Source organism: Priestia sp. ST2, from assembly GCF_055810735.1.
Window position 1 is genome coordinate 108,884 of sequence record NZ_JBVVNT010000005.1, and the last position, 22,207, is coordinate 131,090.

Annotated in this window: 22 protein-coding genes, 1 tRNA gene and 1 other RNA gene; 4 read left to right on the forward strand and 20 right to left on the reverse strand. The window is 39.1% G+C overall.

The window, feature by feature from the left end; translation table 11 throughout:
- Positions 1-3: 3 nt before the first annotated feature.
- The 3 genes from AC0KUU_RS22005 (at position 4) to modB (ending at position 2,069) form a co-directional block, all read left to right on the forward strand.
- The gene (locus AC0KUU_RS22005; protein WP_013085382.1) at positions 4-483 is read left to right on the forward strand and encodes a helical membrane plugin domain-containing protein; all 480 of its coding nucleotides are present in this window, start codon (positions 4-6) and stop codon (positions 481-483) included.
- Positions 484-607: 124 nt separating this feature from the next.
- Entirely contained in the window at positions 608-1,405 is a 798-nt protein-coding gene (gene modA, locus AC0KUU_RS22010) for a molybdate ABC transporter substrate-binding protein (RefSeq protein ID WP_034648423.1), read from the forward strand.
- 7 nt (positions 1,406-1,412) lie between these two features.
- Complete coding sequence (gene modB / locus AC0KUU_RS22015) at positions 1,413-2,069, forward strand: molybdate ABC transporter permease subunit (RefSeq protein WP_043977308.1); 657 nt, start codon at positions 1,413-1,415, stop codon at positions 2,067-2,069.
- A 155-nt stretch (positions 2,070-2,224) separates the two neighbouring features.
- Here the strand turns inward: modB and ssrA are convergent.
- The 15 genes from ssrA to AC0KUU_RS22090 form a co-directional block, all read right to left on the reverse strand.
- Positions 2,225-2,586: a transfer-messenger RNA gene (ssrA, locus tag AC0KUU_RS22020) on the reverse strand.
- A 137-nt stretch (positions 2,587-2,723) separates the two neighbouring features.
- Positions 2,724-3,191, reverse strand: coding sequence for an SsrA-binding protein SmpB (smpB, locus tag AC0KUU_RS22025; protein ID WP_034648422.1), 468 nt, complete (start codon positions 3,189-3,191; stop codon positions 2,724-2,726).
- A gap of 151 nt (positions 3,192-3,342) precedes the next feature.
- Entirely contained in the window at positions 3,343-5,685 is a 2,343-nt protein-coding gene (rnr, locus tag AC0KUU_RS22030; protein WP_013059695.1) for a ribonuclease R, read from the reverse strand.
- A gap of 38 nt (positions 5,686-5,723) precedes the next feature.
- Positions 5,724-6,464, reverse strand: coding sequence for an alpha/beta hydrolase (locus AC0KUU_RS22035; RefSeq protein ID WP_013059696.1), 741 nt, complete (start codon positions 6,462-6,464; stop codon positions 5,724-5,726).
- Between the two features lie 267 nt (positions 6,465-6,731).
- Complete coding sequence (gene secG / locus AC0KUU_RS22040) at positions 6,732-6,965, reverse strand: preprotein translocase subunit SecG (protein WP_013059697.1); 234 nt, start codon at positions 6,963-6,965, stop codon at positions 6,732-6,734.
- 208 nt (positions 6,966-7,173) lie between these two features.
- Positions 7,174-8,469 (reverse strand): phosphopyruvate hydratase, encoded by a 1,296-nt coding sequence (eno, locus tag AC0KUU_RS22045; RefSeq protein WP_013059698.1) that lies wholly within the window; start codon positions 8,467-8,469, stop codon positions 7,174-7,176.
- A 24-nt stretch (positions 8,470-8,493) separates the two neighbouring features.
- Positions 8,494-10,026 (reverse strand): 2,3-bisphosphoglycerate-independent phosphoglycerate mutase, encoded by a 1,533-nt coding sequence (gpmI, locus tag AC0KUU_RS22050; RefSeq protein WP_043977316.1) that lies wholly within the window; start codon positions 10,024-10,026, stop codon positions 8,494-8,496.
- Positions 10,026-10,781, reverse strand: a complete 756-nt coding sequence (gene tpiA, locus AC0KUU_RS22055; protein WP_043977318.1) for a triose-phosphate isomerase — start codon at positions 10,779-10,781, stop codon at positions 10,026-10,028. Before tpiA ends, gpmI begins: the two co-directional genes overlap by 1 nt.
- Positions 10,782-10,956: 175 nt before the next feature.
- Complete coding sequence (locus AC0KUU_RS22060) at positions 10,957-12,141, reverse strand: phosphoglycerate kinase (protein WP_013059701.1); 1,185 nt, start codon at positions 12,139-12,141, stop codon at positions 10,957-10,959.
- Positions 12,142-12,450: 309 nt separating this feature from the next.
- Positions 12,451-13,458, reverse strand: a complete 1,008-nt coding sequence (gene gap, locus AC0KUU_RS22065) for a type I glyceraldehyde-3-phosphate dehydrogenase (RefSeq protein ID WP_013059702.1) — start codon at positions 13,456-13,458, stop codon at positions 12,451-12,453.
- Between the two features lie 45 nt (positions 13,459-13,503).
- Positions 13,504-14,532 carry a sugar-binding transcriptional regulator gene (locus AC0KUU_RS22070; RefSeq protein ID WP_043977320.1) on the reverse strand — a complete coding sequence of 343 codons (1,029 nt, stop codon included), beginning with the start codon at positions 14,530-14,532 and terminating at the stop codon, positions 13,504-13,506.
- A 133-nt stretch (positions 14,533-14,665) separates the two neighbouring features.
- A complete protein-coding gene (locus tag AC0KUU_RS22075; RefSeq protein WP_043977322.1) occupies positions 14,666-14,914 on the reverse strand; it encodes a glutaredoxin family protein in 249 nt (82 codons plus the stop codon).
- 12 nt (positions 14,915-14,926) lie between these two features.
- Positions 14,927-16,237, reverse strand: coding sequence for an RNA polymerase factor sigma-54 (rpoN, locus tag AC0KUU_RS22080; protein ID WP_043977325.1), 1,311 nt, complete (start codon positions 16,235-16,237; stop codon positions 14,927-14,929).
- A 286-nt stretch (positions 16,238-16,523) separates the two neighbouring features.
- Positions 16,524-17,198 (reverse strand): hypothetical protein, encoded by a 675-nt coding sequence (locus AC0KUU_RS22085; RefSeq protein ID WP_322552535.1) that lies wholly within the window; start codon positions 17,196-17,198, stop codon positions 16,524-16,526.
- Between the two features lie 201 nt (positions 17,199-17,399).
- A tRNA-Arg gene (locus AC0KUU_RS22090) sits at positions 17,400-17,471 on the reverse strand.
- Positions 17,472-17,691: 220 nt separating this feature from the next.
- On the opposite strand from AC0KUU_RS22090, the gene clpP reads away from it, so the two are divergent.
- Positions 17,692-18,279, forward strand: a complete 588-nt coding sequence (gene clpP / locus AC0KUU_RS22095) for an ATP-dependent Clp endopeptidase proteolytic subunit ClpP (RefSeq protein WP_162215081.1) — start codon at positions 17,692-17,694, stop codon at positions 18,277-18,279.
- 33 nt (positions 18,280-18,312) lie between these two features.
- On the opposite strand, the gene AC0KUU_RS22100 is transcribed toward clpP, so the two are convergent.
- Genes AC0KUU_RS22100 through AC0KUU_RS22120 form a run of 5 tightly spaced genes read right to left on the reverse strand, consistent with a single transcriptional unit; the run spans position 18,313 to position 21,950 of the window.
- A complete protein-coding gene (locus AC0KUU_RS22100; RefSeq protein ID WP_013059708.1) occupies positions 18,313-18,567 on the reverse strand; it encodes an HPr family phosphocarrier protein in 255 nt (84 codons plus the stop codon).
- A 28-nt stretch (positions 18,568-18,595) separates the two neighbouring features.
- Complete coding sequence (whiA, locus tag AC0KUU_RS22105; protein WP_013085390.1) at positions 18,596-19,540, reverse strand: DNA-binding protein WhiA; 945 nt, start codon at positions 19,538-19,540, stop codon at positions 18,596-18,598.
- Between the two features lie 33 nt (positions 19,541-19,573).
- Positions 19,574-20,560, reverse strand: coding sequence for a gluconeogenesis factor YvcK family protein (locus AC0KUU_RS22110; protein WP_097824888.1), 987 nt, complete (start codon positions 20,558-20,560; stop codon positions 19,574-19,576).
- The gene (rapZ, locus tag AC0KUU_RS22115) at positions 20,557-21,450 is read right to left on the reverse strand and encodes an RNase adapter RapZ (protein WP_013059711.1); all 894 of its coding nucleotides are present in this window, start codon (positions 21,448-21,450) and stop codon (positions 20,557-20,559) included. Before rapZ ends, AC0KUU_RS22110 begins: the two co-directional genes overlap by 4 nt.
- A gap of 41 nt (positions 21,451-21,491) precedes the next feature.
- The gene (locus AC0KUU_RS22120) at positions 21,492-21,950 is read right to left on the reverse strand and encodes an 8-oxo-dGTP diphosphatase (protein WP_013059712.1); all 459 of its coding nucleotides are present in this window, start codon (positions 21,948-21,950) and stop codon (positions 21,492-21,494) included.
- Between the last annotated feature and the right edge of the window lie 257 nt (positions 21,951-22,207).

Sequence of the window (22,207 nt, forward strand, 5' to 3'; positions counted from 1 at the left end):
AAGATGGCACAACCTATTACAGAAATTAAGAAACCTCTTCTAAGCGAGGAAGAAGAAAAACAACAAAAATTAGAAGATTTAACTTCTCTGCTGGCAGATAATGAAGAAGCATTGAACCGTATTCTCGGTATTGTTGGCGAACTTAACGACATGGGTGTTCTTGAAGCTGCTGATTCAATGATTCAAGCGAAAGAAAAAATCTCAAAAATTGCGCTTCATCAAATTTCCAGAGAACCGGTAACCAATTTAATTAATACTCTTATGGGTGCAAGCAGCGGTTTGATGAAGGCAGATCCAGAGGTAACTGCTAAACTTGTAAATAGCGCAACAGCTGGTATGAACGAAGCGAATGAATATGTAAAAACCGGAAAAAAAGTAAGTGCATTAGCTCTTATAAAAGCGCTAAACGATCCAGATGTCAATCGTGCAATTGGATTTGGGCTTCACTTTTTAAAAGGAATGGGCAAAGCGTTGGAAGAATAAATGAAGCAGCGACTTGAAAGCTTTCCCCTTTCAAGTCGCTGTTTTCTTTTTAGGAAGTCAAATTTAAAATGAACGTGATATAGTTATACTAAATTGCTTTACTACAACTAACTGAGGTGACACGATGCAACAATACTTTAAACCCTTATTCGCACTATTATTTTTAATTATGTTTACTGCTGCTTGTTCGAACGAAACAAATACCGATCAATCCGCAGCTCAGCACAAAAACATCAGCTTAACGATATCCGCTGCGGCCAGCTTAAAAGATGCGCTCACTGATATTCAAAAGCAATATGAAAAAAAGCATCCAAATATAGACTTGAAATTTAATTTTGGAGCTTCAGGCTCGCTGCAACAGCAAGTTACAAACGGCGCACCTGTTGATTTATTTTTTTCAGCAGCGGAAGACAAGTTTGATGCACTAGTAAAAGCAGGAGCTATCTCCAAAGAGAATGGTGCTGACTTGGTTGGCAATGACCTTGTGCTTATCGTGCCAAAGAATAATACGTCTGCTATCACAAATTTTGAAGATCTATCAAAGCCGACTGTTCAAAAAATTGCACTTGGAATACCAGAATCCGTTCCTGCCGGACAGTATGCGAAGGAGACTTTTGAACACATGAACCTCTGGAAAAACATTGAGCCAAAAACCGTCTATGCGAAAGACGTACGCCAGGTGCTTTCCTATGTAGAGACAGGAAACGTTGAAGCTGGGGTGGTTTATAAAACCGATGCCTTGATTTCAAAAAAGGTGAAGATTGTCGCTACTGCAGATAATAGCACTCACAAACCAATTGTATATCCTGTAGGCGTTATTAAGGATTCGAAACATCCACAAGAAGCAAAAGCTTTTTATCAATTTTTACAAAGTAAGACGGCTCTTGACACTTTAAAGAAATACGGTTTCACTGCAAATTGAGGCCGCTATGATTCAAGAATTTTTATCTCCTCTTCAGCTATCGCTTAAAATTGCGTTAGTAGCAGGATTTGTCGTTATTATTTTAGGCACTGTTATAGGAAAACTGTTATCCAGGAAACACTTTAAGGGAAAAGTGATGATTGAAACGGCGTTAATGCTCCCGTTGGTGCTCCCTCCGTCCGTTGTTGGATTTTTATTGATTGTCCTATTCGGGAAACACAGCCTGCTCGGCCGGGCAATTGAATGGGTCTTTCAACAACCCGTTATTTTCACATGGTGGGCAGCTGTTATTGCCTCCGTTGTCGTTGCGTTTCCGCTTATGTATCAATCTGCCAAAACAGGCTTTCAAGGCGTTGATTACGAAATTGAAGACGCAGCTCGAGTAGATGGTGCAAGCGAATGGAAAGTCTTTTTCTTTATTTCTATCCCTTTAGCTTCTAAAGCCATCGTAACAGGAGGAGTGCTAAGTCTGGCAAGAGCACTCGGAGAGTTTGGAGCCACTTTGATGTTTGCCGGCAATATTCCAGGTGAAACTCAAACTGTGCCTACCGCTATCTACGTAGCGATTGACTCTGGAAACATGAATCTCGCTTGGCTATGGGTTATTTCAATCGTCTTTCTTTCCTTTCTCATGCTGCTTTTTGTTCAGCTTAAACAAAAATAAAAGGATGCCTCTTTGTGTAACAGGCATCTTTTTATTTCTTTCCTGCTTTTTTCAATTTTACATAAATTATAAATTAAAAAGGAGCTAATCAAATGAAGAGCATACATTTGATTAACTCCTGTTATAAGTAAGGTAAGCCACCATACAATATGTATTGGTGGAGACGGTGGGAGTCGAACCCACGTCCAGAAATATCGCCACTTAAGCGTCTACGAGTGTAGTTGGCATATTGATCATTCGCGAGCTGTTCTGCCTACCAACAGGCGTCCCAGTCGCTAGTCTGATTATTCTCTTCCTTCGTCCTCAGACGGCGAACTCCGGCGTAGCCCACTTAAAGTGAGTCCCTTACCCTACCACATGGGCGATGGAGGGAGGAACCGCTAAGCTACTATTATGCAGCTAAAGCGAAGTTATTGTTAGATTTGCCAGTTATTATTGGCGTTGATGTTTTAACGAGGCCATCTCCTCGACTCGCAACCTAAGCTCGAACTACCCCTGTCGAATCCGTAACGTCCCCATATAAAAGGGAGTCGGAATGTGTAAGAAAAAATCTTACATCAGATAGCGACTTCAGTGTGCAAAATGAAATCTAACTGATAACAATACTTATTATATCACAAAATGAGCATTTTGCAATTGTAAGATTTTGTAACGTTACATCTTTTGACGATCACGAAATGCTCGTTCGATATCGCGCTTCGCTTCTTTTTGCTTTAAGTCTTCACGCTTGTCATATTTCTTTTTACCCTTACCAAGCCCTAGTAAAACCTTTGCGTATCCATTTTTTAAATAAACTTTTAAAGGAACTAATGAATAACCCGTTTCTTTTGAATAGCCAATTAGCTTGCTGATTTCACGCTTATGCAGCAATAGCTTTCGTGTACGCAACGGCTCATGATTGTATCGATTTCCTTGTTCGTAAGGACTAACGTGCATATTGTGTAGAAATACTTCTCCGTTTTGCACACGAGCAAAAGAGTCCTTTAAATTTACACGCCCATTACGAATTGATTTAATTTCCGTTCCTTGTAGAACAATACCCGTCTCATATGTTTCTTCAATAAAAAAGTCGTGGCGGGCTTTTTTGTTTTGTGCAATTAATTTCCCTTCACCTTTTGGCATAAAACGTTCCTTCCCTTCAGCCGTACTTACGTATATGTATGATATTATGTATCATTTTACTGTATGGAAATCTAAACAACAACTAAAACGTTTAATGGAGCTGTTTTGAAGCAGAAGGAATACCCTTCTGCTTCACTGCTGTCGATTTCGATTATTTACGCTTTTTCTTTTTGCGCTTAACATTTGGGGCACCCTCGAAGAATCTCTTTTTCTTTTTCTTCTTTGGCTTTTGAGTAGACCACTCTTCATTTTTGCTTCGGCTGCCCTCGCGACCTTTTCCTTTATCATCTTTTCGTGACTTTTGTTTTGCTTTAATCACTTTAGGACGGTCTTTAGATAAGCGTTTGCGACTTTCTTTCATTCCTACAATAATAAAGTCAACCGAACGCTCGTCTTTATTCACATCGGCCACTTTCACTTCAATTTCGTCTCCAATTCGGAAGACATTGCCCGTTTTTTCTCCAATCATCGCATAGTGACGTTCGTCGTAACGATAATAGTCATCTGTTAAGTCACTGACGTGAACTAAACCTTCAATCGTATTTTCTAGCTCCACGAACATTCCAAAGTTAGTAACAGAGCTAATAATACCATTAAATACTTCCCCAACTTTATCAGCCATAAACTCAGCTTTTTTCATATCGTCCGTTTCCCGCTCAGCGTCAACTGAACGACGTTCCATATTAGAAGAATGCTCAGCAACATCAGGCAGAAGCTCGCGCCATTTTTCTTGCGTTTGCTGATCTGTTTTTCCTTCAATTAAATACGTGCGAATGAGACGATGAACGATTAAATCCGGATAACGACGGATTGGAGACGTAAAATGCGTATAGAACTCAGCTGATAAACCAAAGTGGCCTAAACTTTCTGCTTCATATTTCGCTTGTTTCATCGAACGAAGCATAACAGTTGAAATAACCATCTCTTCAGGCGTGCCTTTTACTTCTTCTAAAATATCCTGTAGCGCACGCGGATGAATATCGTTTCCTGTTCCTTTCACCGTGTAACCAAAGTTTGTAATGAACTCTAAGAAACGAGTAAGCTTCTCTGCATCTGGATCTTCATGAATACGATAAATGAACGGTACGTTCATCCAGTGAAAATGTTCTGCTACTGTTTCATTCGCCGCTAGCATAAATTCTTCGATTAGCTTTTCAGCAACCGAACGTTCACGCAAAATAACATCGTGAGGATGGCCATCATCATCTACTAATACTTTTGCTTCTTTGAAATCAAAATCAATGGCCCCGCGATCCATTCTCTTTTTACGAAGAATAGCTGCCAGCTTTTCCATACGCTCAAACATCGGAACGATTGGCTCGTAGCGTTCTAACACTTCTTCATCTTTATCCACTAAGATTTTGTTAACGTCTGAATACGTCATTCGTTCTGTCGTTTTGATGACACTTTCAAAAATCTCATGTTTCACTACTTCACCCTGTGGATCGATTTCCATCTCACAAGAAAGCGTAAAACGGTTAACTTTTGGATTTAATGAGCAAATTCCATTAGATAAACGGTGAGGAATCATCGGAATAACTCGGTCTACTAAATAGACGCTTGTTCCGCGCTCTGCTGCTTCTACATCAATCGGAGAACCTTCTTTAACGTAGTGACTTACATCTGCAATATGGACGCCTAATTTGTAGTTTCCATTTTCAAGCTCTGTAACCGTTACGGCGTCATCCAAATCTTTTGCATCTGCTCCGTCAATGGTTACAATAACTTGATCACGAAGATCGCGGCGGTTGCCAATATCTTTTTCGTCAATCGTTTCAGGTGTATCAATTGCTTGTGTTAAAGCATCAGCAGGAAATTCTTGAGGAAGACCGTGCTTATGGATAACAGAAATGATATCGATCCCCGGATCGTTTTTATGTCCAAGAATTTGAACAACTTTTCCTTCTGCATTCATGCGGCCTTCCGGATAGGTTGTCAGTTCTACTACTACTTTATGACCTTCAACCGCACCGTTTCTTGCTGCTTTGGGAATAAAAATATCACCTGCAATTTTTTTGTCATCCGCAATCACAAAGCCAAAATTTTTGCTTTGCGTATACGTACCTACAATTTGCTGGGTACCTCGTTCTAAGATTTTTACAATGGTTCCTTCACGACGAGCACCTGATGATTCTGATGACACTCTTGCAAGCACAATATCTCCGTGCATAGCATTGTTTGTTTCAGTAGGGGGAATAAATACATCACCCGCATCTTTTTCTTCAGGAACTACGAACGCAAACCCTTTTGCATGTCCGCTTACTTTCCCTTTGACAAAATTCATTTGTTCCGGCAGCCCGTAGCGATCGTTTCTTGCTCGGATAATTAAACCCTTCTCTTCCATAATAACAAGTGCCTTCACAAACTCTTTGAATGACTCTGCATCCTCAGTATTAAATTCTTTTGCAAGCTCTTGGACAGTCAAAGGTTTGTAATTATCCCTTTTCATAAAATCCAATATTTCATTTATATAGGGCTGATTTTCTTCTTTCACATCATGTCCCTCCTTTTTCTTTATTCGTATTATCTCTATCACCAATCAAGTGATTCCAAAAATGCATATACATCCTCGTGAAGCTGATCACGCTCTTTATCAAAGGTAATGGTATGACCAGATTCTTCGTACCATTTTATATCTTTTGTAGGAGACTCGACGCTATTATAAATAATATTGGCGCTGTCTGTATTAATCATATGATCATGACGACCTTGTACAACAAATGTCGGTGCATAAATCATATCAACTGAATTTCGCACTTCAGCGATTAATTCCTGTAAAGACTTTAATGTGTTCATTGGTGTTTGCTTGAACTCTTCCATTTCTTGTTCAATCTGTTCAGACGATTTACCTTCACGCTTTTTATATTCGCGTGCATACGCTAAAACACCTTCATACATGACTTCTTCACTCTTTATATACATAGGGGCGCACATAGGCACAATACCCTTTATAGGTACAGTGTAACCTAATTTCAGTGAAAATACGCCACCTAGTGAAAGACCTACAGCGGCAATACTTTCATGACCTTTGCTTTTCAAAAACTCATAGCCGTCCATGACATCTTTCCACCAATCTTTTGGACCAGTATGAACAAGTTCTTCAGGCGCTACGCCATGTCCTTTGTAATGAGGTGCGTGGCATGTGTATCCTTTTTTTTCTAAAAAACGACCTAACATACGAACATCAGCAGAATTTCCGGTAAAACCATGAAGTAATAAAACAGCTTTTTCGCCGCCTTCAAATGTAAATGGCTTTGGTTGTGCAATTTTCATATATCATTTAACTCCTTTTAGTTATAATATCTGCAGTCCTAATAGAAAAAAACATGTATTTATGTGACGGTCATCACATAACAAGAGATGTAGCCATCAACTTTTACGCTTTTATACTATATTTAGTACTTTTTTCTAAAGCTATATTATATCATTACTTAAAAATGAAATTAAAGTATTCAACACGCCCATTAAAAAACCACCTAATACATAAGTTGGTATACACCAAGTACATATGCATTAGGTGGCAGTCTATCCAGTAACATATTAAAGTTTGAAATAAGATACAGCAAGTGTTAACACAAAGAATAAGATAGATAACACTACTGTCAAACGGTGTAAAACTAAGTCAATTCCACGTGCTTTTTGTTTCCCAAATAACGTTTCAGCTCCACCGGAAATAGCTCCAGATAATCCAGTAGTTTTACTTGATTGTAAAACGACCACAACAATCAAAGCAATTGAAACAATCACTAGCAAAGTAATCAGCAATGTATGCACTAAGACACACCTCCTACACCAAGTAATAGTCAATCAGCGGGGTTTCTTCATCCCTTCTGATTGGCATTACCGGGGATAAAGTACGCGCACTACGCTAACGTTAATTTATCATAAAAAACCCTCTCGTACAAGTAATGGCAGTGAAATACAACGGATTTTAACGTAAAAAAACGGATGACAATCGTCATCCGTTTTTTATACTTTCAACTTATTTTTTTAAGTTGTAGAAAGATTTAGCGCCATCGTATACAGCTAGAACACCTAGCTCGTCTTCGATGCGTAGTAATTGGTTGTATTTCGCAATACGATCTGTACGGCTCATAGAACCAGTTTTGATTTGACCAGCGTTTGTTGCAACAGCGATATCAGCGATTGTTGCATCTTCAGTTTCACCAGAACGGTGAGAAACTACTGCTGTGTAACCAGCACGTTTAGCCATTTCGATAGCTTCGAACGTTTCAGTTAATGTACCGATTTGGTTAACTTTGATAAGGATAGAGTTACCTACGCCTTGTTCGATACCTTGAGCAAGTTTTTTCGTGTTTGTTACGAATAGATCGTCACCAACAAGCTGTACTTTTCCGCCAATGCGCTCAGTTAATAGCTTGTGACCATCCCAGTCATTTTCGTCTAAACCGTCTTCGATTGAAACGATTGGGAATTCGTTAACTAACTGCTCGTAGAAATCTACCATTTCAGCAGAAGTTACGCCTGTACGGCCTTCGCCTGCTAAATCATATTTACCAGTTTCTTTGTTGAAGAACTCAGAAGAAGCTACGTCCATACCTAATTGGATGTCTTTACCAGCTTCGTAACCAGCTTTTGTGATTGCTTCTACGATTACTTCTAATGCTTCACGGTTAGAACCTAAGTTAGGAGCGAAACCACCTTCGTCACCTACAGCTGTGTTTAAGCCTTTAGCAGATAAAACAGATTTTAACGCGTGGAATACTTCAGCACCCATACGGATTGCTTCTTTGAATGTAGGAGCTCCTACAGGTAAGATCATGAATTCTTGGAAGTCAACGTTGTTATCAGCATGAGAACCACCGTTGATGATGTTCATCATTGGAGTTGGTAATTGCTTAGCGTTGAATCCACCAAGGTAACGGTATAATGGAAGACCTACGAAATCAGCTGCTGCGTGAGCTACTGCCATAGATACACCAAGAATAGCATTGGCACCTAATTTACCTTTGTTTTCAGTACCGTCTAACTCGATCATAAGTCGGTCGATACCGATTTGATCAGTTACGTCCATACCTACTAATTCAGGAGCGATAATTTCGTTTACGTTTTCTACTGCTTTTAATACACCTTTACCTAGGTAGCGAGATTTGTCACCATCGCGTAATTCTACTGCTTCGTATTCACCAGTAGAAGCACCACTTGGTACTAAAGCGCGTCCGAAAGCGCCTGATTCAGTATATACTTCAACTTCAACTGTTGGGTTACCGCGAGAATCTAATACTTCGCGTGCATAAATGTCAAGAATTGCTGGCATTTTAAAACTCTCCTTTATAATTAATTATTTAATTAATGTTTTACCTGTCATTTCTTTTGGCTGTGCTACATCTAGAAGAGTAAGCATCGTAGGAGCTAGATCTCCTAGAATACCGTCTTCACGAAGCTCTAAGCCTTGTTTGGTTACGATTACTGGAACAGGATTCGTTGTATGAGCCGTCATTGGATTACCTTCAAGCGTAATCACTTCATCAGCATTACCATGGTCTGCTGTGATGATTGCTGTACCGCCTTTAGCTAAAATTGCATCTACAATTTTGCCTAAGCACTCATCTACTGTTTCAATTGCTTTTACCGTTGGTTCTAACATACCTGAATGGCCTACCATATCAGGATTTGCAAAGTTTAATAAAATAGCGTCTTGCTTATCGCCTTCGATTTCTGCAAGCAACGCGTCCGTCACTTCATAAGCACTCATCTCAGGTTTCAAGTCATATGTTGCTACTTTTGGTGAATCGATTAAGATACGTGTTTCACCAGGAAACTCTGCTTCACGTCCACCGCTCATAAAGAACGTTACGTGAGGATATTTTTCTGTCTCGGCAATACGAAGCTGCTTTAAGTTATTTTGAGATAATACTTCACCAAGCGTGTTATCCAAGTTAATTGGCTTAAAGGCTACATATCCGTCAACTGTTTCGCTGAAGTGAGTTAAACATACAAAATGTAAGTTTTTCGGATGTTTTTCACCACGATCAAATGAACGGAAATCTTCGTTTGCGAACGTATTTGAAATTTGAATTGCGCGATCCGGACGGAAGTTGTAGAAAATAACTGCATCTTCGTCTTGAATTGTCGCAACTGGCGATCCGTCTTCTTTTGTAATAACAGAAGGTAAAACGAATTCGTCATAGATTCCATTTTCATACGAATCTTTTACGCACTCTTCAGCGCTTGTATATGATGGACCTTCGCCGTACACCATTGCGCGGTATGATTTCTCTACGCGCTCCCAGCGTTTGTCGCGGTCCATTGAGTAGTAACGTCCTGAAATTGTTGCAATTTCACCAACGCCATACTCTTCAATTTTTTCATTAAGTTCTTTTAAATACGTTTCAGCAGATTGAGGTGCTACGTCACGACCATCTAAGAAGCCATGAATGTAGACTTTTTCTAAGCCTTCACTCTTAGCTAGACGCAATAATGCATATAGATGTTCGATATGACTGTGTACACCGCCATCAGATAAAAGCCCGAAAAGATGAAGATTTGTACCCTTTTCTTTTGCGTGCTTTACAGCTGCTAGAAGCGTTTCGTTTTGTTCAAACTCGCCTTCACGAATTGCTACGTTTACACGAGTTAAGCTTTGGTACACAATTCGGCCTGCGCCGATGTTTAAGTGACCTACTTCAGAGTTACCCATTTGGCCTTCTGGTAAGCCTACAGCTTCTCCAGACGCCTCAAGTGTAGCATGAGGATACTCGTTCCAGAAACGGTCGAAGTTTGGTTTTTTTGCATGTGTTACCGCATTACCTTTATCTTCATCGCGTAATGCAAAACCATCTAAGATGATTAATGCTACTGGCTTTTTACTCATTACTTACCAGCCTCCAAAAGCTGTAAGAAAGAATCTGCTTCTAAGCTTGCTCCACCTACTAAAGCTCCGTCAATGTCTGATTGAGACATATATTCTTTAATATTAGCAGGTTTTACGCTACCGCCGTATTGAATACGTACAGCATCTGCAACATCTTGAGAGAATTGTTCTGCAACAACGCTACGGATGTATGCACAAACTTCGTTTGCACCTTCAGCAGTTGAAGATTTACCTGTACCGATTGCCCAGATTGGCTCATATGCGATAACTGTTTGTTTTACTTGCTCATCAGTTAGACCAGCTAATGCTTTTTGTACTTGATTAGCTACAACTGTTTTTGTTTGATCTTGTTCGTACTCTTCATTTGTTTCACCGCAGCACACGATTGGTGTTAAACCGTGTTTGAATGCAGAAATTGTTTTTTGGTTTACTGTTTCGTCCGTTTCAGCAAACATTTCACGACGCTCAGAGTGTCCTAAAATGACATAGTTCACACCTAAGTCTGCTAAAGCAACAGGGCTCACTTCTCCAGTGAACGCACCGTTTTCTTCAAAGTGCATGTTTTGTGCACCAATTTTTAAGTCTGTGCCTTTAGTCGCTTCTACTAAACGATCTAAAAATAGTGCAGGTGCACATACTACTGATTCTACGCTTTCAGGAGATGGTACTGCTCCTTTTACTTCTTCAACAAAGCTAGTTGCTTCAGAAAGTACTTTGTTCATTTTCCAGTTTCCTGCAATAATTGGTTTACGCATGTATAACACCGTCCTTTGTTTATTGTGGGTTTTCCCTTCACGCGTTAGATGTCCAAGAGGGTGCTGTTAAAAGTGATTCGGTCCCTTTTATCTCTTGGTCATCCATCTTCGCTGCTTGATAATTTTTTATATTATCAGTCGTCAGGTCGGTCCTCCGTCTTACTGAAACATAAACTTACTTATCGTTTAATGCAACTACGCCTGGAAGTTCTTTACCTTCCATAAACTCTAGTGACGCACCGCCACCTGTAGAAATATGGCTCATTTTATCAGCTAAGTTGAATTTTTCAACAGCTGCTGCAGAGTCTCCTCCGCCGATTACTGAATATGTGTCAGTTGCTTCTGCTAAAGCTTCTGCTACTGCTTTTGTTCCGTTAGCAAATGCGTCTAATTCAAATACACCCATTGGTCCATTCCAAATAACTAACTTAGAGTTTTTGATTACGTCAGCATAGATTTCGCGCGTTTTCGGTCCTGCGTCTAAGCCTTCCCAATCGCTTGGAATATCTTCAATTGATACAACTTGAATATTAGCATCATTTGAGAAGTCATCTGCTACTACCACGTCCACTGGCATGTAGAAGTTTACTCCGTTTTTCTTAGCTTTTTCCATGAAAGATTTTGCAAGTTCAATCTTGTCTTCTTCAAGAAGTGATTTACCTACTTCATGGCCTAGTGCCTTAATAAATGTGTAAGAAAGTCCTCCACCGATGATTAAGTTATCTACTTTATCAAGCAAGTGGTCAATTACACCGATTTTGTCTTTAACTTTTGCTCCACCAACGATTGCAGTAAATGGACGTTCTGGGTTTGATAATGCTTTTGAAAGCACATCAAGCTCTTTTTCCATTAAGAAACCTGCTACTGCTGGAATATGTTGTGCAATTCCTTCTGTTGAAGCATGCGCACGGTGAGCTGCACCGAATGCATCGTTTACGTACACGTCTGCTAATTCAGCAAATGCTTTTGCTAATTCAGGATCGTTTTTCTCTTCACCTGGGTAAAAACGTACGTTTTCAAGTACTAAAACATCGCCTTCGCTCATGCCGTCGATTGTTTTCTTTACTTCTTCACCAAAAGCTTCGTCAGCTTTTGCAACGTCTTTACCAAGAAGAGCTTGTAAACGTTCTGCAACAGCATTTAGACGTAACTCTTCAACAACTTCGCCTTTTGGACGTCCAAGATGGCTAGCTAAAATTACTTTTGCACCTTGTTCTACTAAATATTGAATAGTAGGAATAGCTGCACGAATACGAGTTTCATCTGTTACTTTTCCGTCTTTCATTGGTACGTTAAAGTCTACGCGACAAAATACTCGCTTTCCTTTTACATCGATGTCTTTCAACGTTTTTTTGTTCATCGTTAAAAGGCCTCCTTAAGTATTTATGGTACTAAGCAAGTAGGCTTCTATGTAATCATCAATCCACAAACCACCGTAGATTTCATTTTATATATTGGCGCCTTTCTATATAAAGTGAAACTCCAGTTAGCTGCTTATGACGCTTTTTCATGTAGAAGCCAATACATAAATCAAGGAAGAGGGGGTATGCCCCTCTCTTCCTTAGCAAGTCTTATTATAGTCGTTCTATTTTCAGATATCCAATAAAAAAGGAAAGTCTAGTCGATTTCTGTCTTATTGAATAAAATAGAAGCGAATTTTAAGTTATTCTTATAGTCCTTTAGCAGCGATGTATTGAGCAAGGTCTACTACACGGTTAGAATATCCGCTCTCGTTATCGTACCAAGAGATAACTTTAACCATGTTACCTTCCATTACCATTGTAGATAATGCATCGATTGTAGAAGAGTTGATGTTACCATTGTAGTCACCAGATACTAGTGGCTCTTCGCTGTAACCAAGGATACCTTTAAGATCGCCTTCAGCAGCTTCTTTAAGAGCGTTGTTTACATCTTCAACAGTTACTTCTTTGTCAAGTTCAGCAACTAAGTCTACTAAAGAAACGTTTGGAGTTGGAACACGCATAGCTCCACCGTTTAATTTACCTTTTAATTCAGGTAATACTAGAGATACAGCTTTAGCAGCACCAGTTGAAGTTGGGATGATGTTTTCAGCAGCTGCACGAGCACGACGGTAATCTTTGTGTGGTAAGTCTAAGATTTGTTGGTCGTTTGTGTAAGAGTGAACTGTTGTCATCATTCCGCGTTTAAGACCGAACTTGTCATTTAACACTTTAGCAAATGGCGCTAAGCAGTTAGTTGTACAAGAAGCGTTTGAAATTACGTTGTGGTTAGCCGCATCGTATTTGTCTTCGTTAACACCCATTACGATTGTGATATCTTCGTCAGATGCTGGAGCAGAGATGATTACTTTTTTAGCTCCTGCTTCTAAGTGTTTTGCAGCGTCAGCGCGTTTTGTGAAGAATCCAGTAGATTCAACAACGATTTCTACGCCTTGTTTGCCCCAAGATAATTGAGCTGGGTCACGTTCAGCAGAGATTTCGATTGTTTTACCGTTTACTACTAAGTTGCTACCATCTACTACTACTTCTGCATCTAATTTTCCGTGTACAGAATCATATTTTAAAAGGTGAGCAAGCATGTTAGCATCTGTTAAGTCGTTGATTGCTACTACTTCAACGTTATCATTTTTTAAAGCTGCGCGGAATACATTACGGCCGATACGACCAAATCCGTTAATACCAATTTTTACTGCCATGGGTATTTCCTCCTTGAATGTAAAAAGTATTTTTTATATGAGGGATTAATTAAAACCCCTTACTAACTCTTTTGCGGCGCCTTCATCTGTAATGAGAATCGAATCATGCGCTTGTTGCATAAACGCTTTAATTGCCTTTGCTTTTGATGAACCTCCTGCAACAGCAATAACACATTTATTGTTCTTTAAATCATCGAGTTGTATGCCAACTGTTTTAACTTTATGAACAACTTCGCCTTGATGATTAAAATAGTATCCAAATGCCTCACCTACAGCATGTCCATTTTTCACTTTTTCTAAGTCTGCTTGTGGTGTTTTACGGCGTTCTGCCATTGTCATAGCGTCTCCTATTCCGTGAACAACCATACCAGCGGACTTAATTAAATGAAGCATGTCTTTAATAGATGGTTCACCGATAATAGATCGGTATGCTTCATCACTAAGCTGATCTGGAACATGAAGCAAGCGATAGTGACTCATGGACTTTTCAGCCATCTTAGCACAAATCGTATTTGCTTGGTTTTGTACATTTTCCCCTAGCCCTCCGCGAGCAGGTACAAAAAGTACATCAGGGTGTTTTAAATCAGGTGTCATCATTTCGGCAACGGCGGCAAGCGTCGTACCACCTGTAACAGCAACGGTATTTTTTTGACCAACAAGGCGCTCCTTGATACACGAAACAGATGCTCGACCCATTTCATTTTTGACCCAAGGAGACTGATCACTATCTCCAGATACAACAACAACTTCTGATAAAGAAAACGCCTCTTTTAATGTTGTTTCCAATAACCGAAGTCCTGAAACTTCCTTCATTACTTCTTCTAATTCAGCCAGAAGGAGCTCTCCCTCATTTGTAAGCGTCATTCCACTAGGATAAATGTCAATCAAATCTTGTTCTTTTAAGAATGTTACTTCGCTTCGTAACACACGCTCTGTTAGCCCAAGGCTTACAGCTAAGTTTCTGCGGCCAATCGGCTGCATTAAACGTATGTATTGCAAGATTTGATAGCGCTTTTGCATAACTGAGAGAAGTTCAGGTAATAATTTTCGTTGTACTTCTATTAAAGAACGCATGTTAAAATCCCCTTAAGGCATAAACTCGCTGGACATTTTTTGTCCCGTATAGACATATTATGTCCCACCTTGCGCAAAAAAAATTCACCCTGCTACAAAATCTATTCTAACAGGAGTGAATCCTTTATTCAACTCATGTGTTGCCTATTTTTAAAAGTAAGCGTTTTCTTAACGGAATACCTGTTATTTTTCCATATTCTACTTCTTCTCCATCCATTTCTACTACAGGAATGGCAAGGTGATACTTTTCCAGCCACTCATCGTTTTTGTAAATATCTCGTTCAATAAGCTGAAAGGGAAACTCCGACTGCAGCTCTGCAAGCAGCTTCTTTGCATCATCGCATAAGTGACAGCCATTTTTAGTATACAGTACGACCTCCACATTCCCACTCCTTTACTGCGTGACAAAAAGTTTTCGTTGACTGGATGGTAGAACGTTTAATTGATCTCGATATTTGGCTACCGTTCTTCTTGAAATAGTAACGTTATAATTGCTTTGCAAAACGTTAGCCAACTGCTGATCTGAAAGCGGACGCTGTTTGTTTTCTTCTGCTACTAGCTTTTTAAGCAGTTCTTTTACGTGAGTTGTAGAAGTCGCTTCGTTGTTGCCCAGTTGAATACTAGTTGAAAAAAAAGATTTCATTGAAAAGGTGCCAAAAGGCGTTTGAATATATTTGTGCCGAGTAGCACGGCTAATCGTTGATTCATGCACAGACGTTTGTTCCGCTACTTCCTTCATTGTTAACGGCTTCAAATACGAAGGACCCTTTTTAAAAAATGCTTCTTGTTCAACGAGTAAGGTATTCATTAATGCGTTTAATGTATCTTTGCGTGTGTGTAAACTTTTCATAATCCATTGGAATTCACGATATTTCTCTTGCAAATAAGAAAACATTTCTTGGTTCTGCCTATTTTTCAGCTGAAGTTTGTATTGTTCATTCACTGAAAGTCGAGGTTCCAAATCCTCATTTGCATAAGCAACGACATTTCCATCTTCAATTTTTACAATAAAATCCGGTACAATGAATCGTTCATTGGACTTCATATAAAACGATCCAGGACGAGGATTTAATTTCTTAATCTGTTCATGTAAGTGTTGAAGAGCTTCAAGTGAGATTTGACATAACTTTGAGATTTTCATCCATTTTTTATACGCGAATTCCTCAAAGTGATGTGTCAAAATTTGCTCTATTTTTTCTGTCCATTGATTATTCCTTTTTAATTGAAGCATTAAGCACTCTTGTAAACTTCTTGCCCCTACTCCTGCCGGGTCCATCTGCTGCACAAGCTGGAGAGCCTTTTCAACCTGCTCCTGATCTTGGCCAAGCTGGTTAGCAAGTATGATTAACTCATCGTGCAAATAGCCAGCATCATCCAGGCTATTAATAACAAACTCAACGGCTGCCTGCTCACATTCATCTAACTTTAATAATGCGGATTGATTCATTAAATGTTCGTACAGCGTTTCTTTAGGAGCTGGTATACTGCTCATATAATCTGTTGAATCAGAAGTTGCATGATTTTTTTGATTGTGAGATGTATAGACGGGCAGCTCTGAAAAATCTATAAGCGGATTTTGAAGCGCCTGCTCATGTAAAAACGCTACAATATCCATCGATGAATATTGTAAAAGAGAAATAGCTTGTGATAATTCTTTTGACATCGTCAGCTTTAACGACTGCTGCTGAAATAATCCAATTTCCATTATTTCTCCCCTCCCCTTCATCTATTTTACTATAAAAACGCTTTCAAAGAGCATGTAACTATTTTTTATATGTAATTTTTTCATCAAAAAATCTTCGTCAACCTTTGTTAACGAAGCGGTTCATCCTATTTTTAATTATTAACCATCAAAAAAGTAATAGAGTTATGCACCTTTATAACTTTTCATTATAATTCGCACCAACCACATGATCCGAGTAATAATCCGACATGACGTTTTCTTCGTCATGTCGAATTTTCTGCATGTGTATAATATATAGAAAAATTGCTTATTGAATGGTTTGTGCCATTTGCATAAACTTGTCCAAGTTTCCTTCTTCATTTTTCGTGAAGATGATTAGCTTCATTGGTTTCTTTCCTTTAACCAACACGGCGTTTACCGTATGGTCCCCAGATGTGGCTTCATACCAAACAGAATCTTTGAAGATTCCATTCTCTTCAAGATTCTTTTTCTCTGCTGCATTTTTATTAACTGCTGTTGCCGTTTGTTTAACAGATTGAGCAGCGTCATCCATCGATACTTCTGATGAAAGCATTTCAATACGCATAAATTGAGAATCATCTGAAGTTAATACTAACGCATCTTTTCCTGGTTCTTCACCCGTTAGTTTATAACCGTCCATTACTTGAATAGAATAATCTTGTTCTGGGCTTTTTGTTAGTTTTGTTTCTAAAGAAGACGTTGACTGTCCATCTTCCGCTGTTTCGCTAGTTGATGATTGACTTCCTGAAGGTTTGGCTGAGACCTCGGAAGAATCCGCATCTTTTTTCGAATCTTCTTTTGCAGCGCCTGATGTTTGATCAGATTTAGAAGCTGTGTCCTGCTGAACATTTTCTGCTTGATCATTAGACTTCGGCTGAGCAGAATCTTCGTTCGTCCCGCATGCAGACAGCAATAATGCTACCGATGCACTGACAATGAAAAGTTTGTTCATATATTTCATATTTATTCCTCCTCCGTGTTTCTTTTCCTTATATACTGTTTTATAGTATTCTGACAAATTCCGCAACCGGTACAATGGAATTAATTTCTTGCTTCCTTGCGCGTATAAAGGATTGGAGGAGAAAAATAAATATTATTTTTTGAGAAGATGAGCCTTTTTACTCAAAATAAAAAACGTTGCGTAATCCGCAACGTTTTAAGACGCCCTCGACAGGATTCGAACCCACCCTAAGAGAACCGGAATCTCTTGTGCTATCCACTACACTACGAGGGCATATTTGTCACAACTTCCATTATAGGAGAGAAAACTTCTCTTTTCAATAGAATACTACGTTTATTTTTTTTAGAAGGGGGAAAAATTTTAATAATGTCAAAGAGGAATACATAGTCTTTTAAGCGAATATGTGTAGTAGAGGTTCTTTTGTTTGACCTTTATTGACCATACGTGTATTATAGGTACATAACAAATTATTCTTGTTAAGGAGGAATTTAATATGAACTTAATTCCTACAGTTATTGAACAAACAAACCGTGGTGAACGTGCTTATGACATTTATTCACGTTTGTTAAAAGACCGCATTATTATTTTAGGTAGTGCTATTGATGATAATGTAGCTAACTCAATCGTTTCTCAGCTTCTATTCTTAGCTGCTGAAGACCCAGAAAAAGATATCTCACTTTATATCAACAGTCCAGGTGGCTCTATTACAGCTGGAATGGCTATCTACGATACGATGCAATTCATTAAGCCAAAAGTTTCTACAATTTGTATCGGTATGGCTGCATCAATGGGTGCTTTCTTACTGGCTGCTGGTGAAAAGGGCAAACGTTTTGCTCTTCCAAACAGCGAAGTAATGATTCATCAACCTCTTGGTGGTGCTCAAGGACAAGCTACTGAAATCGAAATTGCGGCAAAACGTATTCTATTCTTACGCGAAAAACTAAATTCAATTTTAGCTGAGCGTACAGGTCAACCTTTAGAAGTGCTACAACGTGATACAGATCGTGATAATTTCATGACTGCTGAACGCGCTTTAGAATACGGTCTAATTGACAAAGTATTAGAAAGCGACCCTAAATAAAAAAAAGCCTTTCCCGCAGCGGGAAAGGCTTTTTTATGCATCGTTCTCTACGTAAGCTACTAACGCATCCATTGCTTCTTTTTCATCTACCCCTTCAACGATGAGCGTAATAAGAGAACCGTTATTAATCGCTAAGCTCATTAACCCCATGATACTTTTAGCGTTGACCACTTTCTCATCTTTCTTCAAGTACACATCAGATGTAAAACGAGTTGCTTCTTGCACAAATAGTGCGGCAACACGAGCTTGTAATCCCGTTTTTAATTTTACTTCTACTTGTTTTTCCATGATAAAATCCTCCCCCTTGCAATTCCCCTTATGTGACTGGCTGACCGGCGCGAAGCTTGTCTGCTATTTGGTCAATTTTACGCAACCGATGGTTAATGCCCGATTTGCTAATTTGACCTCCCGATACCATCTCACCCAGCTCCTTTAACGTAACGTCTTGGTATTCCACACGTAAACGAGCAATTTCTCTTAGCTTTTCTGGTAAGATATCTAAGCCAGCTGTTTCATCAATATAACGAATGTTTTCCACTTGACGAATAGCCGCTCCGATCGTTTTATTTAAGTTAGCTGTTTCACAATTAACTAAGCGATTAACGGAATTTCGCATATCTCGGACGATTCTTACATCCTCAAACCGTAACAGAGCGTTATGGGCTCCAATGATATTTAGAAACTCCGTAATTTTTTCAGCTTCTTTCAAATAGTTAATATAGCCTTTTTTCCGTTCTAATGTTTTACTATTCAATTGAAACTCGTTCATTAAATTGCATAAAGCTTCGTTGTGCTCTTCATACAATGAAAAGATTTCAAGATGGTACGATGATGTCTCTGGGTTATTAATAGAACCGCCCGCTAAAAATGCGCCTCTTAAGTAGGATCGCTTACAGCATTTTTTTTGTACTAGCTCTGGTGAAATACGATGTGTAAACGTGAATCCTTCTTCTACAATTTTTAAGTCTTCCAAAAGCATTCTCGTTTTCTCTACTAATCGAACAATATACACATTGTTTTTTTTCAACCGCATTTTCTTACGCACAAGCAGTTCTACTGACACATCATAATTTTTCTTAAGCAGGACATAAATGCGCCGAGCAATCGCTGCGTTTTCTGTTTGAACATCAACCGTAAATTTTTTATTCGAAAAAGAAAGTGAACCATTCATTCGAATTAATGCAGAAAGCTCTGCTTTTGCACAGCAATCTTTGACTTCTAAATTCGTTAACTCTTTTTTTGTTTCTGATGCAAATGACATAACTTCACCTCCAATCTACATACGGAAATAGTGTTAAACACCCGTATTCGCTTTACCTTGCAGCGATGTCAGCATAGAATACACAAGCTTTGCTACTTTTTTTGTATCATGCCTAATTACGCTGCCGTCATACTGAATAATTTGATCTTCAATCACTTCTAACCCTAATTTTAGCAATACTTCACGATCATATTCTACAGGCTGAGCCTGCTCTACTTGATATTTCTTTTTCAAAGGCGCTGGAATAGGCGCATTATTGACGATAATCGCATCTAAAAATGCACAAGGCATATGATTGTAAAGCGCTTTAATATGATCACTTGCCTTAAAACCCAATGTCTCACCCGGCTGCGTCATCACGTTGCATACGTACACTTTCTTTGCTTTTGTCGAACAAAGCTCGTTACAAATATCCCGCACCAGTAAATTCGGCAAAATACTTGTATAAAGACTTCCGGGCCCCAACACAATTAAATCAGCGCGTCGAATCGCTTTTATTGTCTCGACAAGCGGCTTCACATCGGCGGGCGATAAAAATACTTTATTAATTTTTTTATTAACTTCTGGAATTTTAGATTCACCTGTTACGATGGATCCATCTTGCATCTCCGCATGCAGCACAACACTTTGATTAGCTGCTGGAAGTACTTTCCCTCTGACGTTTAGTACTTTGCTCATTTCTCGTATAGCATGCACAAAATCGCCAGTAATAGACGTCATAGCTGCAAGCAACAAATTGCCAAGAGAATGGCCTGTAAGCTCATTTCCTGTATCAAATCGATGCTGAAAAAGCTCTTCAACTAGTGGCTCTACATCTGATAAAGCAACTAGCACATTTCGAATATCACCAGGAGCAGGGATTTCAAGTTCATCGCGCAATCGGCCAGAACTTCCCCCGTCGTCTGCTACGGTTACGATGGCTGTAAGATCAAGAGGGTATTCCTTCAACCCTCTTAACAGCACTGGTAAACCCGTTCCTCCCCCAATGACGACAACTTTTGGAAGCTGTTCACTGCTCATCTATGATTTTCCTTTCTCCTCTCAATGTCACGATGAGAAATATGAGTTTTGTATTCATTCTGGAAATGGTGACCTAAATATTCAGCTAATGTGACGGAGCGATGCTGTCCGCCTGTGCATCCTATAGCAATGACCAGCTGGCTTTTACCTTCTCGCTTGTACTGTGGAAGCATAAACGAAAGTAAGTCTACTACTTTTTCAATGAACTTTTGAGTTTCCGTCCATTTTAATACGTAAGAAGAAACCTCTTCTTCAAGCCCTGTTTTAGGGCGCATATGGTCAATGTAGTGAGGGTTTGGCAAAAAGCGCACATCAAAGACTAAATCAGCGTCAATAGGTACACCATATTTAAAACCAAACGACATCACATTAACAGTAAAAACCTGTGAAGCGTGCGACGAAAACTGAGTTAAAATCTTTTCTCTAAGCTCTCTTGGTTTTAGCTCTGACGTCTCATAAATAAGCTGAGCTCTTCCCTTTAACTCCTCAAGAAGCTCACGTTCCATACCAATTCCTTCTAAAGGTAAACCCGAAGGAGCTAGCGGATGTGAACGTCTCGTTTCTTTATAGCGCGTCACCAATACAGAATCTTTTGCATCTAAAAATAAAATTTGTGGCGTGACCCACGTTGTTTCACTCATGTTATCTAATGCTTCAAACAGGCTTTCAAAAAACTCTCTGCCTCGCAAGTCCATAACAAGAGCAACTTTATTCATTTTATTCCCTGACTCTTTCATGAGTTCTAAAAATTTCGGTAGCAATGTAGGGGGTAAATTATCTACACAAAAGAACCCTAAATCTTCAAAACTCTGAATTGCTACTGTTTTTCCTGCACCTGACATTCCAGTAATAATCACCAATTGAATATCGCTTACAGACCCAGTACTCATTTTCCATCCCCCTCAATCTATGCATACATGTCTATTTATCATTAACAAGGATCAATTCGATAAGATAATAACTCGAAATCCGTTGTATACGTAAAGTTGCCATAAATAACACCCGACCCTTTTGCTACATAATCGATAATGTGATGATCTCCCGGTGCCATCGGCAATTCACTTACTTCACTCAAATTATGCCAACCGAGTTTGCCTTCTTCTGATTCTAGCACATTTGTCCCATCAAAATCTGTAGCAAAAAAAGTAAACATCATCCATTCAGATGAAATTTGATCGTTTTCTTTCATCGTAAAAGTAAAGATACCTTTTACAGTGGGATTTTTCAAATAAATTCCCGTTTCTTCACGAAATTCTCTTACAACAGAGTCTTTTACAGATTCTCCTTGCTCCATTTTCCCACCCGGGGCCACCCACCAGTTTCTTCGTGGCTTTTGAAGCAACAATACTTTATCATCTTTCATTAATACACAATTTGTGACCCTTTGCATGTTTTCCACCTCATCATATGTATACTGACATTTTCTTTTATTATACTACGAAACAAACTTCTCTCACAACGGAGATGAACTAACTATTACTAAATTTTCTGAAAATAATCCATTGCTGTTATATACGTAAATTCAATCTGTTATAGTCACAAAAAAGAGGCATAGGAACACGTCCTATGCCCGACATACATATATTTTATAAAAGGGGGTCAATTACTATCTATATAGTACCCCATCAATGTTTCACAGGTGTTACA